Here is an 18616-nt window from a genome sequence, read left to right as displayed (position 1 = left end):
AACACCGTGCCGTGCGGCCCCGAAGTACTGGATACTGCGGGCAGCCGCCTCTGGTGACCGGTACCGGGCGCGGTGAGCTGGAGGGGACGGTTCGCGTGAGCGAGATACCAGCGAGGGCCACGGAGTCGGAGGACCCGTCGGACGGCGCGAGGGTTCGGGGCGTGGCGGCTGCCACGGCGCCCGGCGACGGCCTGTGGCACAGCAGTCCGCCCGGCTCCTTCTACGACCACCTCAACGTGGCTTCCTTCTCGATCGGCCCCGACGGGCTCGTCGACCAGTGGAGCCTGCGGGCCGAGCGGCTTTTCGGGATCCCCGCCGAGCGTGCCGTGGGCCTGGACCCCATCGCGGCTTTCGTCGCCCCCGACCAGCGTGAGCGCGGCCTGCGGAAGATGGCCGAGATCCTCGACGGACGGGAGTGGACCGGAACGGTCCCCTTCCGGCTGCCCGACGAGTACGCCGGCGGGCCGGGCGAGGAGGGCCTCGCCGAGGTGTACGTCATGCCGACCAGGACCGCCGAGGGCGAACGGGCCGCCGTCTGCATCGTGGTCGACCTCCGCACCCTGCGCGGAATCGAGACCGACCTCGGTGCCTCGCGGGCGATTTTCGGCCAAACCCCGTTCGGCTTCCTGCTGATCGACACCGACCTGCGGGTGCGGCGCGTCAACGCGCGGATCGCCGACCTCTTCGGCGGCAGACCCGGCGACCACCGCGGCCGCGGGGTCCACGACTATCTGCCGCGGGGCGAGGCGGAACGGGTCGCCGCCACCCTGCGCCGGGTCCTGGAGACCGGCGAATCCATCGCGGACATGCACGTCACGGGCTTCGTCCAGGGCTCGGACGAGCGTCGGCACTGGTCCGTCAACCTCTATCGCGTCCAGAGCGGCACCGGCCGCCCGCTCGGCATCGCCTGGCTCGGCACGGACATCACGGCCCGCCGGGCCGCCGCCCGCGAGGCCGCCGCCGCCCGGCGAAATCTCGCCCTGCTGAACGAGGCGGGCGCCCGGATAGGGAACTCCCTCGACCTGGAGACCACCGCCCGCGAACTCCTCGACGTCGTGGTCCCCGGTTTCTGCGACCTCGCCAGCGTCGACCTCTACCAGGGGCTGCTGGCCGGCGACGAGACCCCGCCGGGCCTCGCCGACGGCAGCGCCGACCTGCGCCGGGTCGCCTTCGCCAGCGCGGTCTCCGGAGCGCCGTTCGTCGGCAGCGGCTCGCCCGTCGCGGTCGGCGCCGTCCACCACTACCCCTTCAACTCGCCCTGCGCGGACGCCCTGCGCGCCGCCCGTCCGCAGTCCGTCCCCGCCGAGGAGGGCGGCCTCGTCCAGTCCACGCTGGCCGTCCCGATGGTGGCCCACGACACGGTCGTCGGCCTCGCGCAGTTCTCCCGGGCGAAGGGCAGCGAACCGTTCGGCGACCGCGACCGCGACCTCGCGGTGGAACTGGCCGCACGTGCCGCGGTCTCCATCGACAACGCCCGCCTGTACCGCCGGGAGCACGAGCGGGCGCTGATGCTGCAACGGTCCCTGCTGCCGCCCGGCGACCCGGAGGCGTCGGGCCTGGACATCGCCTGCCGCTATCTGCCGGGCAACGCGGCCACGGAGGTCGGCGGCGACTGGTTCGACGTCATCGAACTCCCCGGGCACCGCACGGCGCTGGTCGTCGGCGACGTGATGGGCCGCGGTCTGCGCGCCGCGGTGGCCATGGGCGAACTGCGCACGGCCGTACGCACCTTGGCGCTGCTCGACCTGGAGCCCGCCGAGGTGCTGTCCGCGCTGGACGAGATCGCCCGCGGCCTCGGCACGCCCGGCGGTATCCAGCAGGCCACCCGCACGGCCCGCCAGCCCCGGGACGCGGACCTCTCCGAGGTCTACCTCGCGACGTGCGTGTACGCCGTGTACGACTCGGTGACCCGACGCTGCACGTTCGCCAACGCGGGGCACCTGCCGCCGGTGCTGGTGGAACCGGGCGAGGCCGCACTGATGCTGGACGTGCCGCCGGGCATGCCGCTCGGCGTGGGCGGCGAACCCTTCGAGGAGGTGGAGGTCGACCTGCCCGAGGGCGCGCTGCTCGCCCTCTACACCGACGGACTCGTCGAATCCCGCGACCATCCGCTGGACGAGGGCCTTCAGGCGTTCGTGGGCGCGCTGACCAACCCGGCCGGACCCGCACCCGACCCCCGCTCCCCGGCGGCGGCGCCGCGCGCCGACGGCCGTCCCAACCTGGAGGACATCTGCGACCGCGTCCTCAGCACCCTCGACACCCACCACGGCGAGGACGACATCGCGCTGCTGATGGCCCGGGTGCAGGGACTGCCCGCCGAGTCGGTCGGCGACTGGACGCTGCCGCGTGAGCCGCGCAGCGTGGGCCGCGCCCGCGAGTACGCGCGCGGCCAACTGCTCAGCTGGGACCTGGAACCCCTGGTGGACACCACGGAGCTGCTGGTCAGCGAGCTGGTGACGAACGCGCTGCGCTACGGCGAGGGCGAGATCAGGCTCCGGTTGCTGCTGGACCGCACCCTGGTCTGCGAGGTCTGGGACGCCGGTCTGGTCCAGCCGCGCCGGCGCCGGGCCCGGGACACCGACGAGGGCGGCCGGGGCCTGCAACTGGTCGGCCTGCTCAGCGCGGCGTGGGGTTCCCGGCGGACGCCGCACGGCAAGACGGTCTGGTTCGAACTTCCGCTCCCCGACGGGGAGAACGCCCTGACGGACCCGGCGGAGGCGCTGCTCAGCCTGTTCTGAACCGGCCCCGGGTGAGCGGCCCGCCGAAGCTCGCCGGAGGGCCGCCGTCGGGGTCCTCGCCGAGCAGGACACCGCCGAGGACGGCACCGGCCAGTCCTAGGTCGTGCCCGGCCGCCCCGGCGTACGGGGTCCCGTGGACGCGCACGTCCCGCTCGGCGAGGGTCCGGGCCGCGCGGGCGAGTTCGTCGGCGTCCTGGATGCCGCCCTGCGCGAGCCGCCGTACCGCGTCCGCCAGCAGCGTGCGCGCCTCGGCGCCCACCGCCGCCCGGTGGGTGGCCACGAAGTCCTCGGCGGCCCCGGCGGCGCTGCACGCGACCCGGAACCCGGCGAGCGCCACGACGCCCCGGCGGCCCTCGCCGACCGCCTCGACGGCCCGCGCGATCCGCCGCAGGGCGTCCAGAGGGTCGTACGGCCCGCCGGTCAGCTCCTGCCGTACGGCGGCCAGCACGGTGTCGGCGTGCGCCAGCCGGGCACGCAGCTCGCCCACCGGAACGAGCTGCTTCGGCGGCGGGACCGGAGCGGGCGGAGCGGGCGGTCGCCGCTCGGCCGTGGCGCCGTTGCGGCCGGCCACGGTGCTGTTGCGACCGACTGTGCCGCCGTTGCGACCGGCCACGGTGCCGTTGCGGCCGGGGGGTCGCCTGCGCGCCCGGCTTCGCTCGACCGGGGCGTACCCGTACCCCCAGGTCCGCGCGCCCCTGCGGACGTCGGCCAGCGCCGCTTCGGCGCCGGTGAGTGCCGCGGGTACCAGCGCCGCGGCCTCACGCAGGTCATGGGACAGCCGCTCCACCCCGGTCACGAGGACGTCCGACTGGCCGAGGGCGCCCTCGGCCGCGCGCAGCCCGCGGACCGCCCGCGCCGTCTCGCCCGCACCGGCCGCCTGACGGGCCCGGTCGAGTTGCGCCGCGGCGAACGCCAGCCGGTCCCTGGCCTGTACGGCGTAGCCCTGGACGGGTTCGACGGCCGCCGGCCCATGGCGCTCGACCAGCCGGGCGGAGGTCGCCTCCGCGTCCGCCGCCCGCCCGGCCAGCTCCCGCACCCGCCCCTCCGCGGCCTCCGCCGCCCTGCCCGCGTCGCGTTCCAGCGCCCTCGTCCGGTCGAACCCGGCCGTCTCCGCGTCCAGCCGCCGCCCGGCCTCCGCGCACCGCCCCAGCACCCCCACGAGCGCCTGCCGCCGGGCGTCCGGGTCGCCCGGCAGACCCTCCTCGTAGCGCCGGTGTATCGCGAACGCGGCCGACAGCTCGGTCTCGGCCGCCCGCAGCGCCCGGGTGAACGGCTCCACGGCCGCGTCCCCCGACCGGGCGGCGGCGCAGGCCAGTTCCTCCCGGCTGGTGCGTACGGCGTCGTCCGCCCCGACCAGCGCGGCCCGGGCCTGCCGGTCGGACACGACGGGGGCGTGCGCGGGCGGCTCCGCGGACGCGGACCCGGGTGTCGTGCGGGTCCGGGCCCGCCGGGTGCGCCGTACGTATGCGTATCCCGCCAGGACCCCCGCCGCGCCCACGGCCACCAGCGGTACGACGAGGTCGGCCGGGGACGTCCGCTGCTGTTCCGGCGCGTGCTGTTCCGGCGTGGCGGCTCCGGCCTCGGCCACGGGTCCGGCCCGCACCGCGGGAACCGGATCTTGGGTACCCATCGTCATCACCGGCAACACCAGCCACGCGACCGAGACGGAACCGCCCAGCACGGTGTGCGCCACCCGCACGGATATGTACGACGCGGCATGCCTGGGCCGGCCCCGGAACACGGATGACGTCACATTTCGGAGCGTATGGGCGGCTGCCCGGCTCCGCGAGCGGGGTGGATACGCGCGGGGGACGAGGCGACGGCAGGGGACGGCGGGACGGCGGGACGGCACGGGGACGACGACAGGGGAGCGGCATGACCATGGAACCTGCACCGGAATCCAGACCGGCACCGGAGCCCGGGCCGGCAGCGGAGCCCGAGCCGGCATCGGAGCCGGCACCGGAGTCGGCACCGGCAGCGGAGTCCGCCACGGTTCGGGGGCCGCGGCGCAGGCGGTGGCTGCGGTGGGCGGCCGGCACCCTGGCCCTCCTCGTCCTGCTCCCCCTTCTCGCCGCGGGCATCGCGCTGCGGGTGAACTACGCGGGGGACCCGGCCGACGGCACCTACACCCGGGGCCGGGACGCCCTCTGGCTCGGCCACGCCTGGGTGGACGGCCGCAAGGACGACGCCGACGTCGCGGCCCTCGCCCGGCGACTGGACGGCACCGGCATCCGGGACCTGTACGTGCACTCCGGCCCGCTGGAACACGACGGCACGCTCCCCGCGTCCGCCTACCCGAAGGCCGCGTGGCTGATCGCCGCCATGCACCGCGAACTCCCCAGCGTCCGCGTGCAGGCATGGCTGGGCGACGTCCTGGCCACCGAAAGCCCCGACGGACTGCGCCTGGAGCGCCCGGCGACCAGGACCGCCGTCGTCCGCTCCGCCCGGCAGATTCTCGCGGCGGGGTTCGAGGGCGCCCACTTCGACCTGGAGCCGCTGCACTCCGGTGACCGCGACTACCTCGCCCTCCTGGACGACCTGCACCGCCTCACCCGCGAGCACGACGCCCTGCTCTCCGTCGCCGCCCACCAGATCGACCCGCTGCCCGCCCTCCACTCCGTCTTCGGCGCGGTCACCGGTCACCCCAAGTGGTGGTCGCAGGAGTTCTTCGGCCAGGTGGCACGCCGGGTGGACCAGATCGCCGTCATGTCGTACGACACCATGCAGCCGTTGCAGAGCCTGTACGGCGGCTATGTCGCCCAGCAGACCTCACTGGCCCTGGAGGTCACCCCTCAGTCCACCGACCTCCTGATGGGCCTGCCCTTCTTCAGCGAGAACCGCTTCGGCCACTGGGCGCACGCCGAGACCGTCCCGGCCGCCGTCCGCGGCGTTCGCCTGGGCCTGTCCCGCACAGCCCCCGACCGCACCCGCTTCGGCGTCGCCCTGTACGTCGACTTCGCGGCGACGGAGGAGGACTGGCGGCACTATCGGCAGGGATGGGCGGGCTGAGCGGATTGCGCCGGGCCGCGGACGGCGCTCCTGTTCCGCAACGCCCGGTCCCCCGGGACGTGGCCGCGGGCCGGCGGAGCCGGCGCGCGGCCACGCGGTCACCGTGGCCGGCCGTGCGGACGGGGCCGCGGCCGGCCGACCGCGGACGGCAGATCGGCAACGGCACGACCGACAAGATCTGAACCGGTCTTTTCTGGCGAGATCTGCTCCAATACTTCGGACTTAGCGGACGTTTCACCATCTTGCGGCCGTCGTTGTCGGCGTCGCCCCAGTGCACGCCACGACGCCGCCTCTGCCCGCATAATCGCCCGGGATAAAGTCGGCGCTGCGTACCGGCGGTCGGCTGAGGGGACATGGCGGTGGTTGGAGGGGTCCGTACGGACGGCGGTCGGCTCCCGGCGCTGTCCCCGCCGCACTTCGTCGGCCGGGACGAGGAACTGGACACGCTCGGATCGGCGCTCGGACGCACCCCCGCGGTCGTCCTGGTCGACGGCGAGGCGGGCATCGGCAAGACCCGGCTGCTGCGCGAGTTCCTGGCGTCCGAGGCGGAGCGGGGGCGGCGTGCCCTGGTCGGTGCCTGCCTGGAGCTGCGGGTGCCGTACACGCTCGGGGCGGTGGTGGACGCGGTGCGCGACGGCGTCGACGACGTTGCCGGGCTGCGGCTGAGCGGGCTGGGCGGAGCGCTGCGTCCGCTGTTTCCCGAGTGGGCCGACGACCTGCCGCCGGCTCCGGAGGCACTGGAGGACGCCACCGCCGCCCGGCACCGGCTGTTCCGCGCGTTCGCCGAGATCCTCGGCCGGCTCGACGCGGCGGTCCTCGCACTGGAGGACGTCCACTGGGCCGACGAGGCGACCCTCGAATTCCTGCTGTTCCTGGTCTCCCGCCGGCCGCAGCCGGTGAGCGTGGTGCTGACCTTCCGACGGGACGAAGTGCCGCCGGACTCCCTGCTGTTGCGGCTGTCCTCCCGGCTGCCCTCCGACGCCCGTCTGACCAGGCTGCCGCTGGGCCCGCTGGATGTCGGCGAGACCGCCTCGTTCGTCTCGTCGATGCTGACCGGCGAGCACGTCTCCAGCGAGTTCGCGGCCTTTCTGCACGCCCGCACCGAGGGCGTGCCGCTGGCGATGGAGGAATCGGTTCGGCTGATGCACGACCGGGCCGACCTGATCCGCCAGGACGGCGGGTGGGCACGGCGCCGACTGGACCGCATCGAGGTTCCGCCCACGATCCGGGACGCCATGCTGGAACGCGTCCAGCGGCTCCAGCCCGGCACCCGTACCGTCCTTTACGCGGTGTCGGTGCTGTCCGGCCCGTCCGACTACGCGACCCTGCGCGCCGTCACCGGTCTGCCCGAGGACCGGTTCGCGGCGCAGGCGGCCGAAGCGCTCGACTGCGGGCTGCTGCGCGAGGACCGGCCCGGCCAGTGGTCGTTCCGGCATTCGCTGGCCTGTCATGCCGTGTACGACGCCATCCCCGCCGGGGAACTGCGTGCCATGCACCTGCGGGCGGGCCGGGCGCTGGAGCAGTGGCCACGGCCCCCCGTGGCGCAGTTGGCCCGGCACTTCCGGCTGGCCGGCGACGCGGAGGCCGCGTGCCGGTACACCGAGGAGGCGGCCGACCTCTGCGTCCAGTCCGGGGATGTGGCCACCTCGGCGCTGCTGATGCACAGTCTGGTCACCAGCGTCCCGCTCCCCGCCGCGGCGCTGGTACGGCTGGTGACGAAGATCCAGTTCCAGGCGCTGTCCGGCTCCGACCCGTACTCGGCGATCATCGAATCGCTGCGGGCGGCGCTCAGCGGCCAGGTACTGACGCCGGTGGCGCAGGCGTTGGTCCGCTTCCAGGTCGGCCGGGTGCTCATGGTGGCGGGCGAGATCGAGGCGGGCCGCCGCGAGATCCTCGCGGCGGTGCCCCACCTGTCGCCGGAATCACCGGAGACGGCGCGCGCCCGGGTGCTGCTGGCGCTGCCCCTGGGGAACCCGCGGCCGGTCGCGGAGCACCTGCGGTGGCTGCAGGAGGCGCCGCCGCTGTCGCAGTCGATGGCCTCCCTCGACCGGCTGCGGCTGTCCGTGGAACGCGCGTTCGCGCTGCTCATGCTGGGCGAGGAGGCGGGCTGGGCCGCGGCCCGCGAGATCCCGGACGCCGTCCTGGACCCGCGAGAGGCGTCCGTCGTCGCGATAGGCCACACGAACGTCGGCGAGGAGGCGACGCGGTGGGGACGGTACGACGAGGCCAGGGCGCGGCTGGCCAGGGCCGGGGCCCTCGCCGAGCGCCACCAGCTCCTGGACTACCTGGACAGCATCGCCTCCTCCCGGGCCCACCTCGACTGGTTCACCGGCGCCTGGTCGGGACTGGCCGAGCGGACGGCACGCCTGGTCGACGACGACAGCGGGGTACGGCTGAAGGACCGGTCCGAGGCGGCACTCGTGGCGGGCCTGCTGCAGGCCGCCGCCGGAGACCTGGACGCGGCGAAGGAGCGGCTGCGTTTCGCCGGGCGCGACGACCAGCAACGCATCGAAGCCTCGGCCGCGCTGGCCCAGTTGTCCCTGCGCGACGGTGACGTCGACGAGGCGCTCCGCCTCACCGACCAGCCCGCCGAGATCGCCGTCGGCGGCGGCCTGTGGTCCCGTGCCGTCGAGTTCGCCCCGGCGCGCACCGCGGCGCTGGTCGCCGCCGGCCGGCTCGGCCGGGCCGCGGACGTGGTGAACGCCTTCGCGAAGGGGTTGGGCGACCGGGACGCTCCGGCGCCGCAGGCGTCCTTGGTGCTGTGCCGCGCGCTCCTGGCGGAAGGCGACGGCCGCCTCGCGGACGCCGTCACGCTGTTCGCCCGTGCCGCCGCCGCCTGGGAAGCGCTGCCGCGCCCGTACGACGCGCTGCTCGCCCGGGAGCGCTCCGCCCGCTGCCTGCTCGCGGACGGCCGGGACGAGGCCGGGCTGCCGCTGCTGTCCGACGTCGCGCAGGAACTGTCGGAACTCGGCGCCCACAACGACGCCGACCGGATCATCCGGTTCCTCGCCACGCGGGGCGGGGACCTCTCCGCGGTGACCCGCGGCCGGGGGCGTCCCGGCTACGGCAACCGGCTCTCGCCGCGCGAGCTGGAAGTGACCCGGCTGCTGGTCGAGGGGCTGACCAACCGGCAGATCGCCGACGCCCTGGTGGTGTCGGCGCAGACGGTCGCCAGCCAGGTGAAGTCGGCGATGCGCAAACTGGATGTGACCTCGCGCACCGCACTCGCGGTCCGGGTCGTCGAGTCCGGCCTCGTAGGCGAACTGGGACAAGACCCCCCCGGCGACGAGTGAATTCCGGACACCGTCCGGGGGACGAAGAAAAGTCGGTGAACGGGCGGCGGGATTAAATCCCGCATCTGACCGATCGTGCCGGCGGCCGGCCCGATCGCACACTCGTCGCCATGCTGCCCGCTGAACCACCGACGTCCGTGCCAGAAGGCAACCCTTGCGAACCGGGACATTGCGCCCGGGGTGAAACGGTGCCCTCCGGATCGTCGTCCGACCCGGCGGACGCCGCCACCACCGACGGCGCGGGGGCCGGTGCCGACGACGTCGGCGAATACGAACCCCTGTAGCGCGGAGGTTCGTGGTCGGTCGGTGACGGCCGGCGGCGCGAGGCACCGAGAGAGCGGGCCGGCCGGTGAAGGCCGGGAGTCCCGGCCCGCGACGGGAGTCCGGACGCCGACGTCCGGCATGCCTCCACGCCGAACCTCTCCCTGTTCCCCGTCATTCCTCTCACAGGAGACCCATAGATGAGCCCAAGCTCAAAAAGGCGCGTCGGCAGACGCTGGGGCGCGGTGACCGTCGGTCTGACCGTCTTCGGCATGCTCGTGTCGACGACGGCGGCCCACGCCGCCGACCCGGCCCGGCAGACTCCGCCCTCCGGTGCCGCACAGACCAACAGTTCGGCCAAGACCGCCGATACCGACCTGGCGCGGACCGTCTCCGCGGCCGGCGGGTCCGTCCCGGTCACCCTGATCACCGGCGACAGGGTGCACGTCGGTGTCGACGCCAAGGGCAATCCGGTCGTCCGCGACACCGAGAGCGCGGCCCGGCCCGACGGACTGCCGGTCGTCTTCCGCACGTTCACCCGCCAGGGCAAGCTGTACGTCGTTCCGGACGACGCTTTCGCGCTGGTCAGCAAGGGAATGCTCGACTGGGGACTCTTCGACCTGAGCCAGCTGGTGACGCTCGCCGCGGCCGGCCGGGGCGGCACCGTGCCGGTGCTCGTCTCCTACACCGGCACGGACGAGGCCGCCAGGACGCGGAAGGTCGCCGGGGCGTCCGGTGGAAGGGCCCTGCCGAGCATCAACGGCCGCTCGCTGAACATCGCCGAGGACGGACGCTGGTGGCAGGAGGTGCGGGGCAAGACGGCCGCCACGCCGGCCACCGCCCGGTCCGCCGGTTCCCTGGCCGGGGTCAAGAAGGTCTGGCTCAACGGCCTGTCCCACATCGACCTTGAGCACTCGGTCCCGCAGATCGGCGCGCCGGTCGCCTGGGAACGCGGCTACGACGGCACCGGCGTGACCGTGGCGGTACTGGACACCGGTATCGACGCCACCCACCCGGACGTGTCCGCGAGCATCGCCGGGCAGGTCGACTTCACCGGCAGCCCCACCGGCGCCAAGGACGGGCACGGGCACGGCACCCACGTGGCCTCCACGGTCCTCGGCAGCGGCGCCGCGTCCAAGGGACTGCGCAAGGGCGTCGCACCCGGCGCCAAGCTGCTGGTGGGCAAGGTCTGCGACGACAACGGGCAGTGTCCCGACGACGGGATCATCGCGGGCATGGACTGGGCCGCCCACTCGGGGGCCAAGATCGTCAACATGAGCCTGGGCGGTGAGCCCACCGACGGCACGGACCCGGAGAGCCAGGCACTCAACAACCTCAGCCGCAGCACCGGGACCCTGTTCGTGGTCGCGGCCGGCAACTCCGGCTTCGTCCACCAGAAGGTCGTCTCCCCGGGCTCCGCCGACGACGCGCTGACCGTGGCCGCCGTCGACAGGAACGACGAGATGGCCACGTTCTCCAACAGCGGACCGCGCCTCGGGGACGGCGCCGCCAAGCCCGACATCGCGGCGCCGGGCGTCGACATCATCGCGGCCCGCGCCGCCGGCACCACCATGGGCACGCCGGTGGACAAGTACTACACCACGGCCAGCGGGACCTCGATGGCGACGCCGCACGTGGCCGGTGCCGCGGCCATCGTCGCCCAGCAGCATCCCGACCTGACCGGTCAGCAGATCAAGACGCTGCTGATGGACACGGCCACCGACCTCGGGCACAACATGTACGACCAGGGCCGGGGCCGGGTCGACCTGGCGACCGCGACCAACCCGCGGATCGTCCCGAAGGGCAACCTGAACTTCGGCCGCCTGACCTACCCGGCCGCGCCGGCGACGAAGAAGATCACCTACACCAACAGCGGTGACGAGGCGATCACGCTGCATCTCACGATGCCGGTCTCCTTCGCCGACGGCCGGCCCGCCGCGGCAGGCATGTTCACCCTCAGCACGGACAAGGTGGTCGTTCCCGCAGGCGGGTCCGCCGACGTGTCGGTGACGCTCGACAGCGGGGTGCTCGGCACCGACGGCCCCTACGGCGCCTACAACGGGATGATCAACGCCCGGGACGACTCGGGCGCGATACGGCTGACCTCGGGCATCCACACCTTCGTCGAGGCCGAGAAGTTCCCGCTGACCCTGAACGTCATCGCCCCGGCGGGCGCCACCGACGTGCGGTACAGCACCGCCACGTTCACACCGGTCGACGACCAGGTGTACCTGCACACCCTCCCGGACAGCGCCGTCGGCGCCGAAACCGTGACCCAGCAGCTCTTCCGTGGCACCTACGCGGTGCAGATGCCGGTCAGATGGCGGAACGCGGCCGGCGAGTGGCAGCAGGCCCAGCCGATGGCACCGGAGGTCAGCCTCACCAAGGCGACCACGGTCACCCTGGACCTGCGCAAGGCCAAGCCGCTGAGCGTGCAGTACCCGGAGACCACCGAGACCTACATGGCGTCCGACGTCGTCAACCGGGTCTCGGCGACCGGGGCGTGGACCGCTGGCACGGTGGCCTCGGCCGAGTACACCGCCGCCGAACCGAACTGGTGGACGCTGCCCACCGGCAAGGTGACCATGGGCTCCCTCACCCACGACTTCTACAGCTCGCGGACGACGCCTGTCGTCACCATGCAGGCCACCGGCGGCGGTGCCCCCGTCGGCCTGTCCGCCCGCTACGGGACCCCGGACGCCTCGCTGAGCGAGACGCAGATGTGGCTGAACGAGAACGGTGATCCGCGCTTCCGGGAAGCCGCGATCAAGGTTCCCCGGCTGCCCCTCAAGGGACGGCTGCAGGTGGTCCAGGCAGGCTCCGGGACCGCCACCGAACTCGCGAAGGCCGACGTCCGGGGCAAGCTCGTACTCCTGACACCGGCCGACATCTGCACGGGGACCTGCGACTTCGTCCAGCTCCGGGACGAGCGGGTGGCCGCCGCTGCCGCCGCCGGCGCCGTCGGCGTGCTGGTCGCGGCACCGGATCTCACCTCGCTGGGCCGCCCGAACACTCTCGACCAGTGCGTGGACGGGCCGCAGAGCTGCCCGGCCATCCAGCCGTACACCGCCGTGCCCGTCGTGACGGTGCCCTACGCCCAGGCCGAAGCCCTGATCAAGCGGATCAACCGGTCGCGCGTCGAGATCAGCCTCGGCGGCAGCGTCGTACCGAGGGCGTACGCCGCCAGGTACCACGACGAGGGACAGATCAAGGAGAACACCTACCGGGTCGGAAAGGACGAGCTCGACCGGATCGACATCCACTTCCACGCGACCCGGCCCGGAATCGTCCACCAGCTGTCCTGGATGCAGTTCCTTCAGGCCACCCCCAACGCCTCGCAGGTGAGCCTGCCGCACCCGGCCACGCAGCAGTCCATGACCACCTTCATCAAGCGGCAGGACGACGCGATCAGCCGGTTCAGCGCCTCCTGGGCCGAGCCCGGAGCGGACTCCTTCCTGGCGCACAACCGCTCCGAAGCGAACGACCTGATCACCACCGGCCGGAACGACATCCACCTGAACGCGGGGCCCGCCGTACCGGGGGCCGTGCCGCAGGTGAAGACCAAGTCCGGCTTCGAGGTGGCGGCCGGACCGTGCTCGGGCTGCCGCCAGGGTGACACCTTCTACCCCACCGTCTACCTGACGGGCAGTGACGGCGGTCGCCAGGCACTGATCGGCATCGTCGACGACGAGCTGCTCACGAATGACTTCGCCGCAATCCCGACCTGCGGGCCGACCCCCTCGGCCACCCTGCCGAACCTCGACTACATCTGCGACTTCAGGCTGCTGGACGCCTCCGGTCAGGAGATCGAGCGGCAGGCACAGCACCTCCCCGACGAGAACTACTCGACTCTGTGACGGCACGCAGACCCGCTAAGGAGACCAACACGATGAACACGGGTGTGCCTGCAACACGGCGCCGCAGAGGGGCCCTGATGGTGCTCGCCGCCGCGGCCACGCTGGCGCTGGCCGGCTGCAAGGGCGGTGACCTCATCTCCTACGACCTGCCGGCCAAGTCGGCCCGGTACACGTTCGAGACGAACACCGACGACGTCAAGACGGTCTGGCAGTACTCCTCGGCCGAGGCGACCAAGGACGACGCCCCCAAGCTGAGCCCGTGCATGGGTGACGCGGTCGACAGCAACGACGCCGCCTGCCGTCCGGAGCCGCTGATCTTCCTGCGGTACGACTTCGGTCTGGCCCTGGACAACACCGTCAAGGCCGGGGAGAACCACGAGATCACCGTGGTCGGCTACTACCAGCCGCGCCTCACCGACCTGCCCAAGGTGACCTCCCTGAAGGCGGAGACCACCTTCGACGGCGGCAGCACCTGGCACCCGGTGGCCACCAGCGCCGCCGGAAAGAACACCTTCACCACGATGATCAAGAACCCCAGGAAGGACCAGGCCGCCAAGGGCGTCGGTCTGCGCATCAGCGCGACCGACAGCCAGGGCAACACCGTCAAGCAGACCATCCCCACGGCGTACACGCTGCGCTGACGGCTGACCGGCTGACGGAATCCGTCACACCCGGCTGAGCGGACGGGGCGGGACCGAGAGGGTCTCGCCCTGTCCGCCTGTCTGCGGGACGCCGCGGTGGCGGGGGCGGGCGGGCGGGGCGCTGGACGGACTCCGGCCCGGGACCGTTCGCCGCAACCGCTCCCCGCTGCCTCCCGGGGCGGGGTAACGGGACTTCGCCGTCAGCGCGTTGACCTGGGAAGGAGGACGCGCGCCCGATCGTAGAGGGCTCGCGCATGAGCGTTTCGGACATGCGGTCTGATCATCCTGACCATGGTCCGCATACGGTCGTCGGCACGGCCGGACTGCACCATGGGCCACTCGTCCAGGGCGGATGTCCATGTCGCGCAGGCGGCCTCAAGATGCCCGGCCTGCAGTTGGCGTTCGGCCAGGAGGCCGCGGCGCTGTACTCGGGTACGCCGGTAGACGCCGTGTCGTAGCCGGTCCGCCTCCTTCAGGGCGTCGACGGCTCCGGCCCGGTCACCTAGTTCGTAACGGACCTGGCTGATGTGGTAGTTGAGAGCCGCTGGATCGTACGCACCAAATGTCCCGGTGCGTGATTCGGCCCGGTCCATGGCCGCCTCGGCCTCGCGGATGTACCGAAGCGCACCCGTACGGTCAGCCGTCTGTGCGGCTGAGTGGGCTTGCTGACCGGCGATGAAGGCCCGCAGCCGGGGACCCGCAGCGGGGGAGGCCGCAGCAGCGGCGTCCGCGAGGTCCATGGCTCGCCTGCCGTGGCCGAGATCGACGGCTTGGACGCTCAAGCCCCGCAGCGTGGTGCAGTACGTGAGATGATCTTCCGCCGCTCCCGCCAGCTCAAGGGCTTTGACGTAGTAGCGCTGTGCGAGTCCGTGCAGCCCCTCATCGACAGCCATGTAGCCAGTGAGGTAGCAGAGGCCCGAGGCAGCGGCCATCATCGCCTTGCGCACGTCGTCCGGCGCGTCCGCGCGTAAGTAGCCGGCCACCGTGTTGACCAGGAACGCAGCGGCCATGGGGCGTGCGTGGCGCCCGCCGAACTGGTCGTCGAGCTCGGACACCTTGGTGGTCATGTCGATGACCGTCCGGACTTCCGGCATCCCTATGCGGGCCACCCGTCCGGTCCCGAACGCCTCCAGCCGCCCTACGACGTCCTGCCAGCCGGGAATGGTGAGCGCGACCGAGAACAGCCCGGCGCCGAGGACGCCGCGCCGTGAGGGGTCCATGTCCTGTCGGCCCAGTTCGACCACCCCTTCCACGGTGTCGTCCGCGGTGGACGGGGAGCCGCCCTTGGGGGACGGAAATCCCGCCTCGGCGTAGGTGACGTGCCGGTTCAGTTTTCGCCGCAGGGCTTCGAGGATGCACCGCCGTGCGGGTTCCCGTGGCACCGTCCCGTTCAGCCAGTGGGTGACGGCGGACTCGTCGTAGCGGAACGGGATGCCCGTCTCTGTGCCGACGGCGTTGGTCTGCCGCGCCAACTGGGCGTGCGTCCAGCCCGCCTCGCTGACCAACCGGGCCAATCCTGCGTTCGGTTCCCGCTTTCTCATCGCCCCGACTCCCCGCGCACTTTCAAGGCTTTCAAGTCCTGGTCCGGACTCCAAGCTACCGCTGAGCGTGGTCGTGCGGTTGCTTAGAGGTGAAGAGATCACCCGGTGAAAGCGAGGGGACGGCCATGAGCAGCCAGACATCCCCCGGCCAGGAATGGGCGGGAGCGACTGGACCCACGAACGTCCCGGCGGTGCCTGCCGTGGGGACGCTGTTTCACGACGCGGGGCGGGGCATAGTGGGCGAGTTCCGCGGCGAATGGTGCGGGGTGTGGTCTCTTCGCCCCGTCACCGGCGGCAGGGAATGGGACGCCGACCCCGCCGACGTGCAGCCGGCGAGCCCGGAGCAGCGCTTGCACGCGGAGAACGCCCGGGCGAACGCACGAAGTCGGGGTGAACTGCTGTGAGCGCTCTGACCCGACGCAACTTCGCGTTCTTCAAATGGACGTTACGGCCCGACCGGGACGACGACGCCCCACCGACCACCTACGTCCTCCGGTGTCTCACGCTCACCGGCGACGACACCGCGTGCGCGGCGAAGTCCCCGTCGAGCGAGAACCCGGGCGAGCCGCAGAAATGGGCCTTCGACCACCTGCGCGAGCATCCCGAGCACACCAGTTACGCCGAGGTGATCGAACGTCCGTGGGTGATGTGGCGGGAGGGCCCGGCGTGAACCGAGAGCCGGAACCGGCCGTCCGGGGCGGATTTCGCCCGCGCCGCTGCCCCACTCGCCGTACGTACTCACCGAGAACCCTTGGAGGCAGGCCCGTGCGCCGCCCGACGCAAACCGAGAAAGCCGCAGCGCGCGGGATCGCCCGAGCGGACAAGGACATCATCATCGAGCGGTACCGGACCGGGGAGCCGGTGCGCAGGATCGCCGATGTGTACGGCGTCACCCCCAGCTGGCTGACGCTCCGGCTCGACGACTGGGGGGTCCCGCGCCGCCAACGCTACGAAGCGCACCTGCACCGCCGTCCGGCTCAACGTGTCTTCCGCGGACGCATGCCGCGCCGGACGAGGGCCGAGGTGCGTGCCGCGCAGGCCGGGTTCGTCGAGAACCGTACGGAGGTGATCCTGCGTTACCGGGACGGTGAGTCCATCACATCCCTCGCCCGGTCGTTCACCGTCGCTCACGCGTGGGTTGCGGAACGGCTGAACGAGTGGGGCGTGTCCCGCCGGGCACCGTCCGCCTCTGCGGTAGTGCCCGGTGCCGGAGCCCTGTCCCTCCTTGCCGGAGGGGACCCGAAGACCCCGGCTCGCTGACGCGGCGTGCCGGTCCCCGAAGACTCTGGGACGAGATCGAAACCGCCTGCCGCTGGTCGGGGGAGCCGCGGAAACCGGGGTTCGAGCGGTTCGGGCTCACCGTGGACGCCGACGGCGAGCGGGTGTGGCTCGATCAGCCGGACCACCTTGTGGCGGTCCGGCCGGAGGTGACCGAGGGAGCCTTTCGACGGGCCCTGTGCGTCTCCTGGAGCCTTCGGTGTGCGCACGGTCGGCCCCCTGGCGTGGCCACCGGGGCCGACTACCGGGTTGCAGAAGCGGTTGTGGCGCGACGACGCATTCTCCTGAACTGTACGGGCAACTGAGTTGATCTGATGGGAGGTTCATGCACACCCCATCGGTGAGTGCGCGAGGCGACGATGTTCACTTGTATCGGTACGGGATGCGGATCCCGTTGGTTCTCGGGAGGAACGTAAGTGTCATCACCGACGGGACAGGTACCGGAAGATCCGACAGAGATCTCGCTGGCAGAGAGCTTTGGGGCGGTTGAGCAGGCTTGGACCCGGCTACTGCGGACGACGGACCAAGGGGGCTGGGAGCTCATTCGCAGGGGGGCGATGTCGGCAGACAGCCTCTTCGCCTATCAGGAGCAGTGGCGCGGTGCCATAGCTGAGGAAGAGGTCGCAGTGGCGCAAGCGGTGACGCAATGGCAGGAGGCATGGAACAGGGAGTGGCAGCGGTCGGAACAGACCCAGGACCCGACACAGCGGACTCATGAGCAACAGGTGTTGAATCGGTGGCGGGATCGGTTCGGCGTGGCAGAAAATCATGCAAGTCAGCAGTTGGACCGGCAGGCGTCACGGCGGTTGGCTGCGCGGCAGCAGGCTGCCGCAGGACAAAACCCACGTGCGGCGGCCGTCCGGGCAACGTATCCCCGCGGCAACTCGTCCGAGCCGTCGGCAGCCAACAACTCATCCCCACGTTCACCGTGGGCTCAGCCGGGCCCAACGCAGGGACCCTCGCGGAGAAGGTGACGGGTCGCCCTGGAACGGTGCCCTCGACCTCCGGCCGATAGACCGCGTGGAGACGGTGCTGCACCTCACGGGCGAGTTCGACTCCGGCACCGTGGGAACCCGCCTCGCCGAGCGGCACCCGGGCCGTTTCCCGGCCTTCCGAGCTGGCGGGAGAGCGTGGCGGAACTCGCTCGGCAGGCGGAGGATCCCGACGGTGACGTGTGGGTCCTCGCCGGGGACGAGGGGCCAGACGCCCTCGTGGGGCTGAACGGAGGACGAGCTGAACGAGTCGGCTCATTACTTGTACTCGACAGTCACCGACCCCGCTTACCGGCGCAGGAAGCCGGGGACCGTGATGGGTCTGTGGGCGGTGGGCCGGGCAGCGCACGAAGGGTGCGCATGGATTCGTCGGGACTGCCACGTCCGTGCGTCTCCGGCGTGCTCGGTGTGCGCACTCGTCTCACCGGTAGCGGCAGTCCGGTCCACCTGTCAGGTTGCAGAAGCGGTCGTGGCTCGATGATGCGTCCTCTTGAACCGTACGGACAGCTGAGACGTTGTCGTGCGCGGGGATCCCGTCTTCTGCCTGTGGAGCGACTATGCCGTTGAGGAACCTTTCCGCCGATGTCAAGGGGCTTTCTCCGGAGCAGCGGGAGGTACTGGAAGAGACCGCTGACTGGAGGTGCCTGTTGTCCGCCTCGCCGGTGAGCTTGCGAGGAAACGATGAGCAGTTGCATCAGGTGTGGAAAGCGGCTGTGGATGCCGGCAAGGAGGAGGAAGAATATGACTGGGGTTATGTGAATAGCCAGGCCAGCTGGCGCGCGGAACGTCTGGGTGGAGATGCCGAATTGCTGCACACAGTGTACCGACTGGGGTTTAATTTTGGTGCACTTTCACGGTATGACGGGTCGGATGATGCTGCACTGCAGTCACGGCTGGACATCGTTCATCACGACGCCGGGGTCGCGCAATCCGCGGACTCGCAAAGTGATTCAGTCGCGCACTCGCCCGTGGACCCTCAAGAACCGGCACGGTCTTCTGGGCCTGA

The 18616-nt window shown here is 72.0% G+C and carries 9 protein-coding genes; 7 read left to right on the top strand and 2 right to left on the bottom strand.

Annotation, left to right across the window (positions count from 1 at the left end; all coding sequences use genetic code 11):
- The first annotated feature begins 95 nt into the window (after positions 1–95).
- Positions 96–2738: a SpoIIE family protein phosphatase gene (locus tag ACFYPJ_RS11190; protein ID WP_389013854.1), complete on the top strand. Its 2643-nt coding sequence runs from the start codon at positions 96–98 to the stop codon at positions 2736–2738.
- Here the strand turns inward: ACFYPJ_RS11190 and ACFYPJ_RS11185 are convergent.
- Complete coding sequence (locus ACFYPJ_RS11185; protein ID WP_389013851.1) at positions 2725–4491, bottom strand: hypothetical protein; 1767 nt, start codon at positions 4489–4491, stop codon at positions 2725–2727. The two genes, ACFYPJ_RS11190 and ACFYPJ_RS11185, sit on opposite strands and share 14 nt — an antisense overlap.
- A gap of 122 nt (positions 4492–4613) precedes the next feature.
- On the opposite strand from ACFYPJ_RS11185, the gene ACFYPJ_RS11180 reads away from it, so the two are divergent.
- The 4 genes from ACFYPJ_RS11180 (at position 4614) to ACFYPJ_RS11165 (ending at position 13799) form a co-directional block, all read left to right on the top strand.
- Positions 4614–5747: a hypothetical protein gene (locus ACFYPJ_RS11180; RefSeq protein ID WP_389013849.1), complete on the top strand. Its 1134-nt coding sequence runs from the start codon at positions 4614–4616 to the stop codon at positions 5745–5747.
- 353 nt (positions 5748–6100) lie between these two features.
- Positions 6101–9040, top strand: a complete 2940-nt coding sequence (locus ACFYPJ_RS11175) for an ATP-binding protein (RefSeq protein WP_389013847.1) — start codon at positions 6101–6103, stop codon at positions 9038–9040.
- 461 nt (positions 9041–9501) lie between these two features.
- On the top strand, positions 9502–13158 hold the full coding sequence (locus ACFYPJ_RS11170) for a S8 family serine peptidase (RefSeq protein ID WP_389013844.1): 3657 nt from the start codon (positions 9502–9504) through the stop codon (positions 13156–13158).
- A gap of 32 nt (positions 13159–13190) precedes the next feature.
- The gene (locus ACFYPJ_RS11165) at positions 13191–13799 is read left to right on the top strand and encodes a hypothetical protein (RefSeq protein ID WP_389013841.1); all 609 of its coding nucleotides are present in this window, start codon (positions 13191–13193) and stop codon (positions 13797–13799) included.
- Positions 13800–13999: 200 nt separating this feature from the next.
- Here ACFYPJ_RS11165 and ACFYPJ_RS11160 read toward each other — a convergent pair whose 3' ends face one another.
- Entirely contained in the window at positions 14000–15340 is a 1341-nt protein-coding gene (locus tag ACFYPJ_RS11160; protein WP_389013839.1) for a tetratricopeptide repeat protein, read from the bottom strand.
- Positions 15341–15740: 400 nt separating this feature from the next.
- Between ACFYPJ_RS11160 and ACFYPJ_RS11155 the strand changes: the two genes are divergently transcribed.
- Positions 15741–16010, top strand: a complete 270-nt coding sequence (locus ACFYPJ_RS11155; protein WP_389013837.1) for a hypothetical protein — start codon at positions 15741–15743, stop codon at positions 16008–16010.
- Between the two features lie 95 nt (positions 16011–16105).
- Entirely contained in the window at positions 16106–16600 is a 495-nt protein-coding gene (locus ACFYPJ_RS11150; protein WP_389013834.1) for a hypothetical protein, read from the top strand.
- The last annotated feature ends 2016 nt before the right edge of the window (positions 16601–18616 follow it).

The organism is Streptomyces sp. NPDC006012, assembly GCF_042871185.1.
Classification (GTDB): Bacteria; Actinomycetota; Actinomycetes; order Streptomycetales; family Streptomycetaceae; genus Streptomyces.
This window is presented reverse-complemented; position numbering and strand designations above follow the sequence as displayed.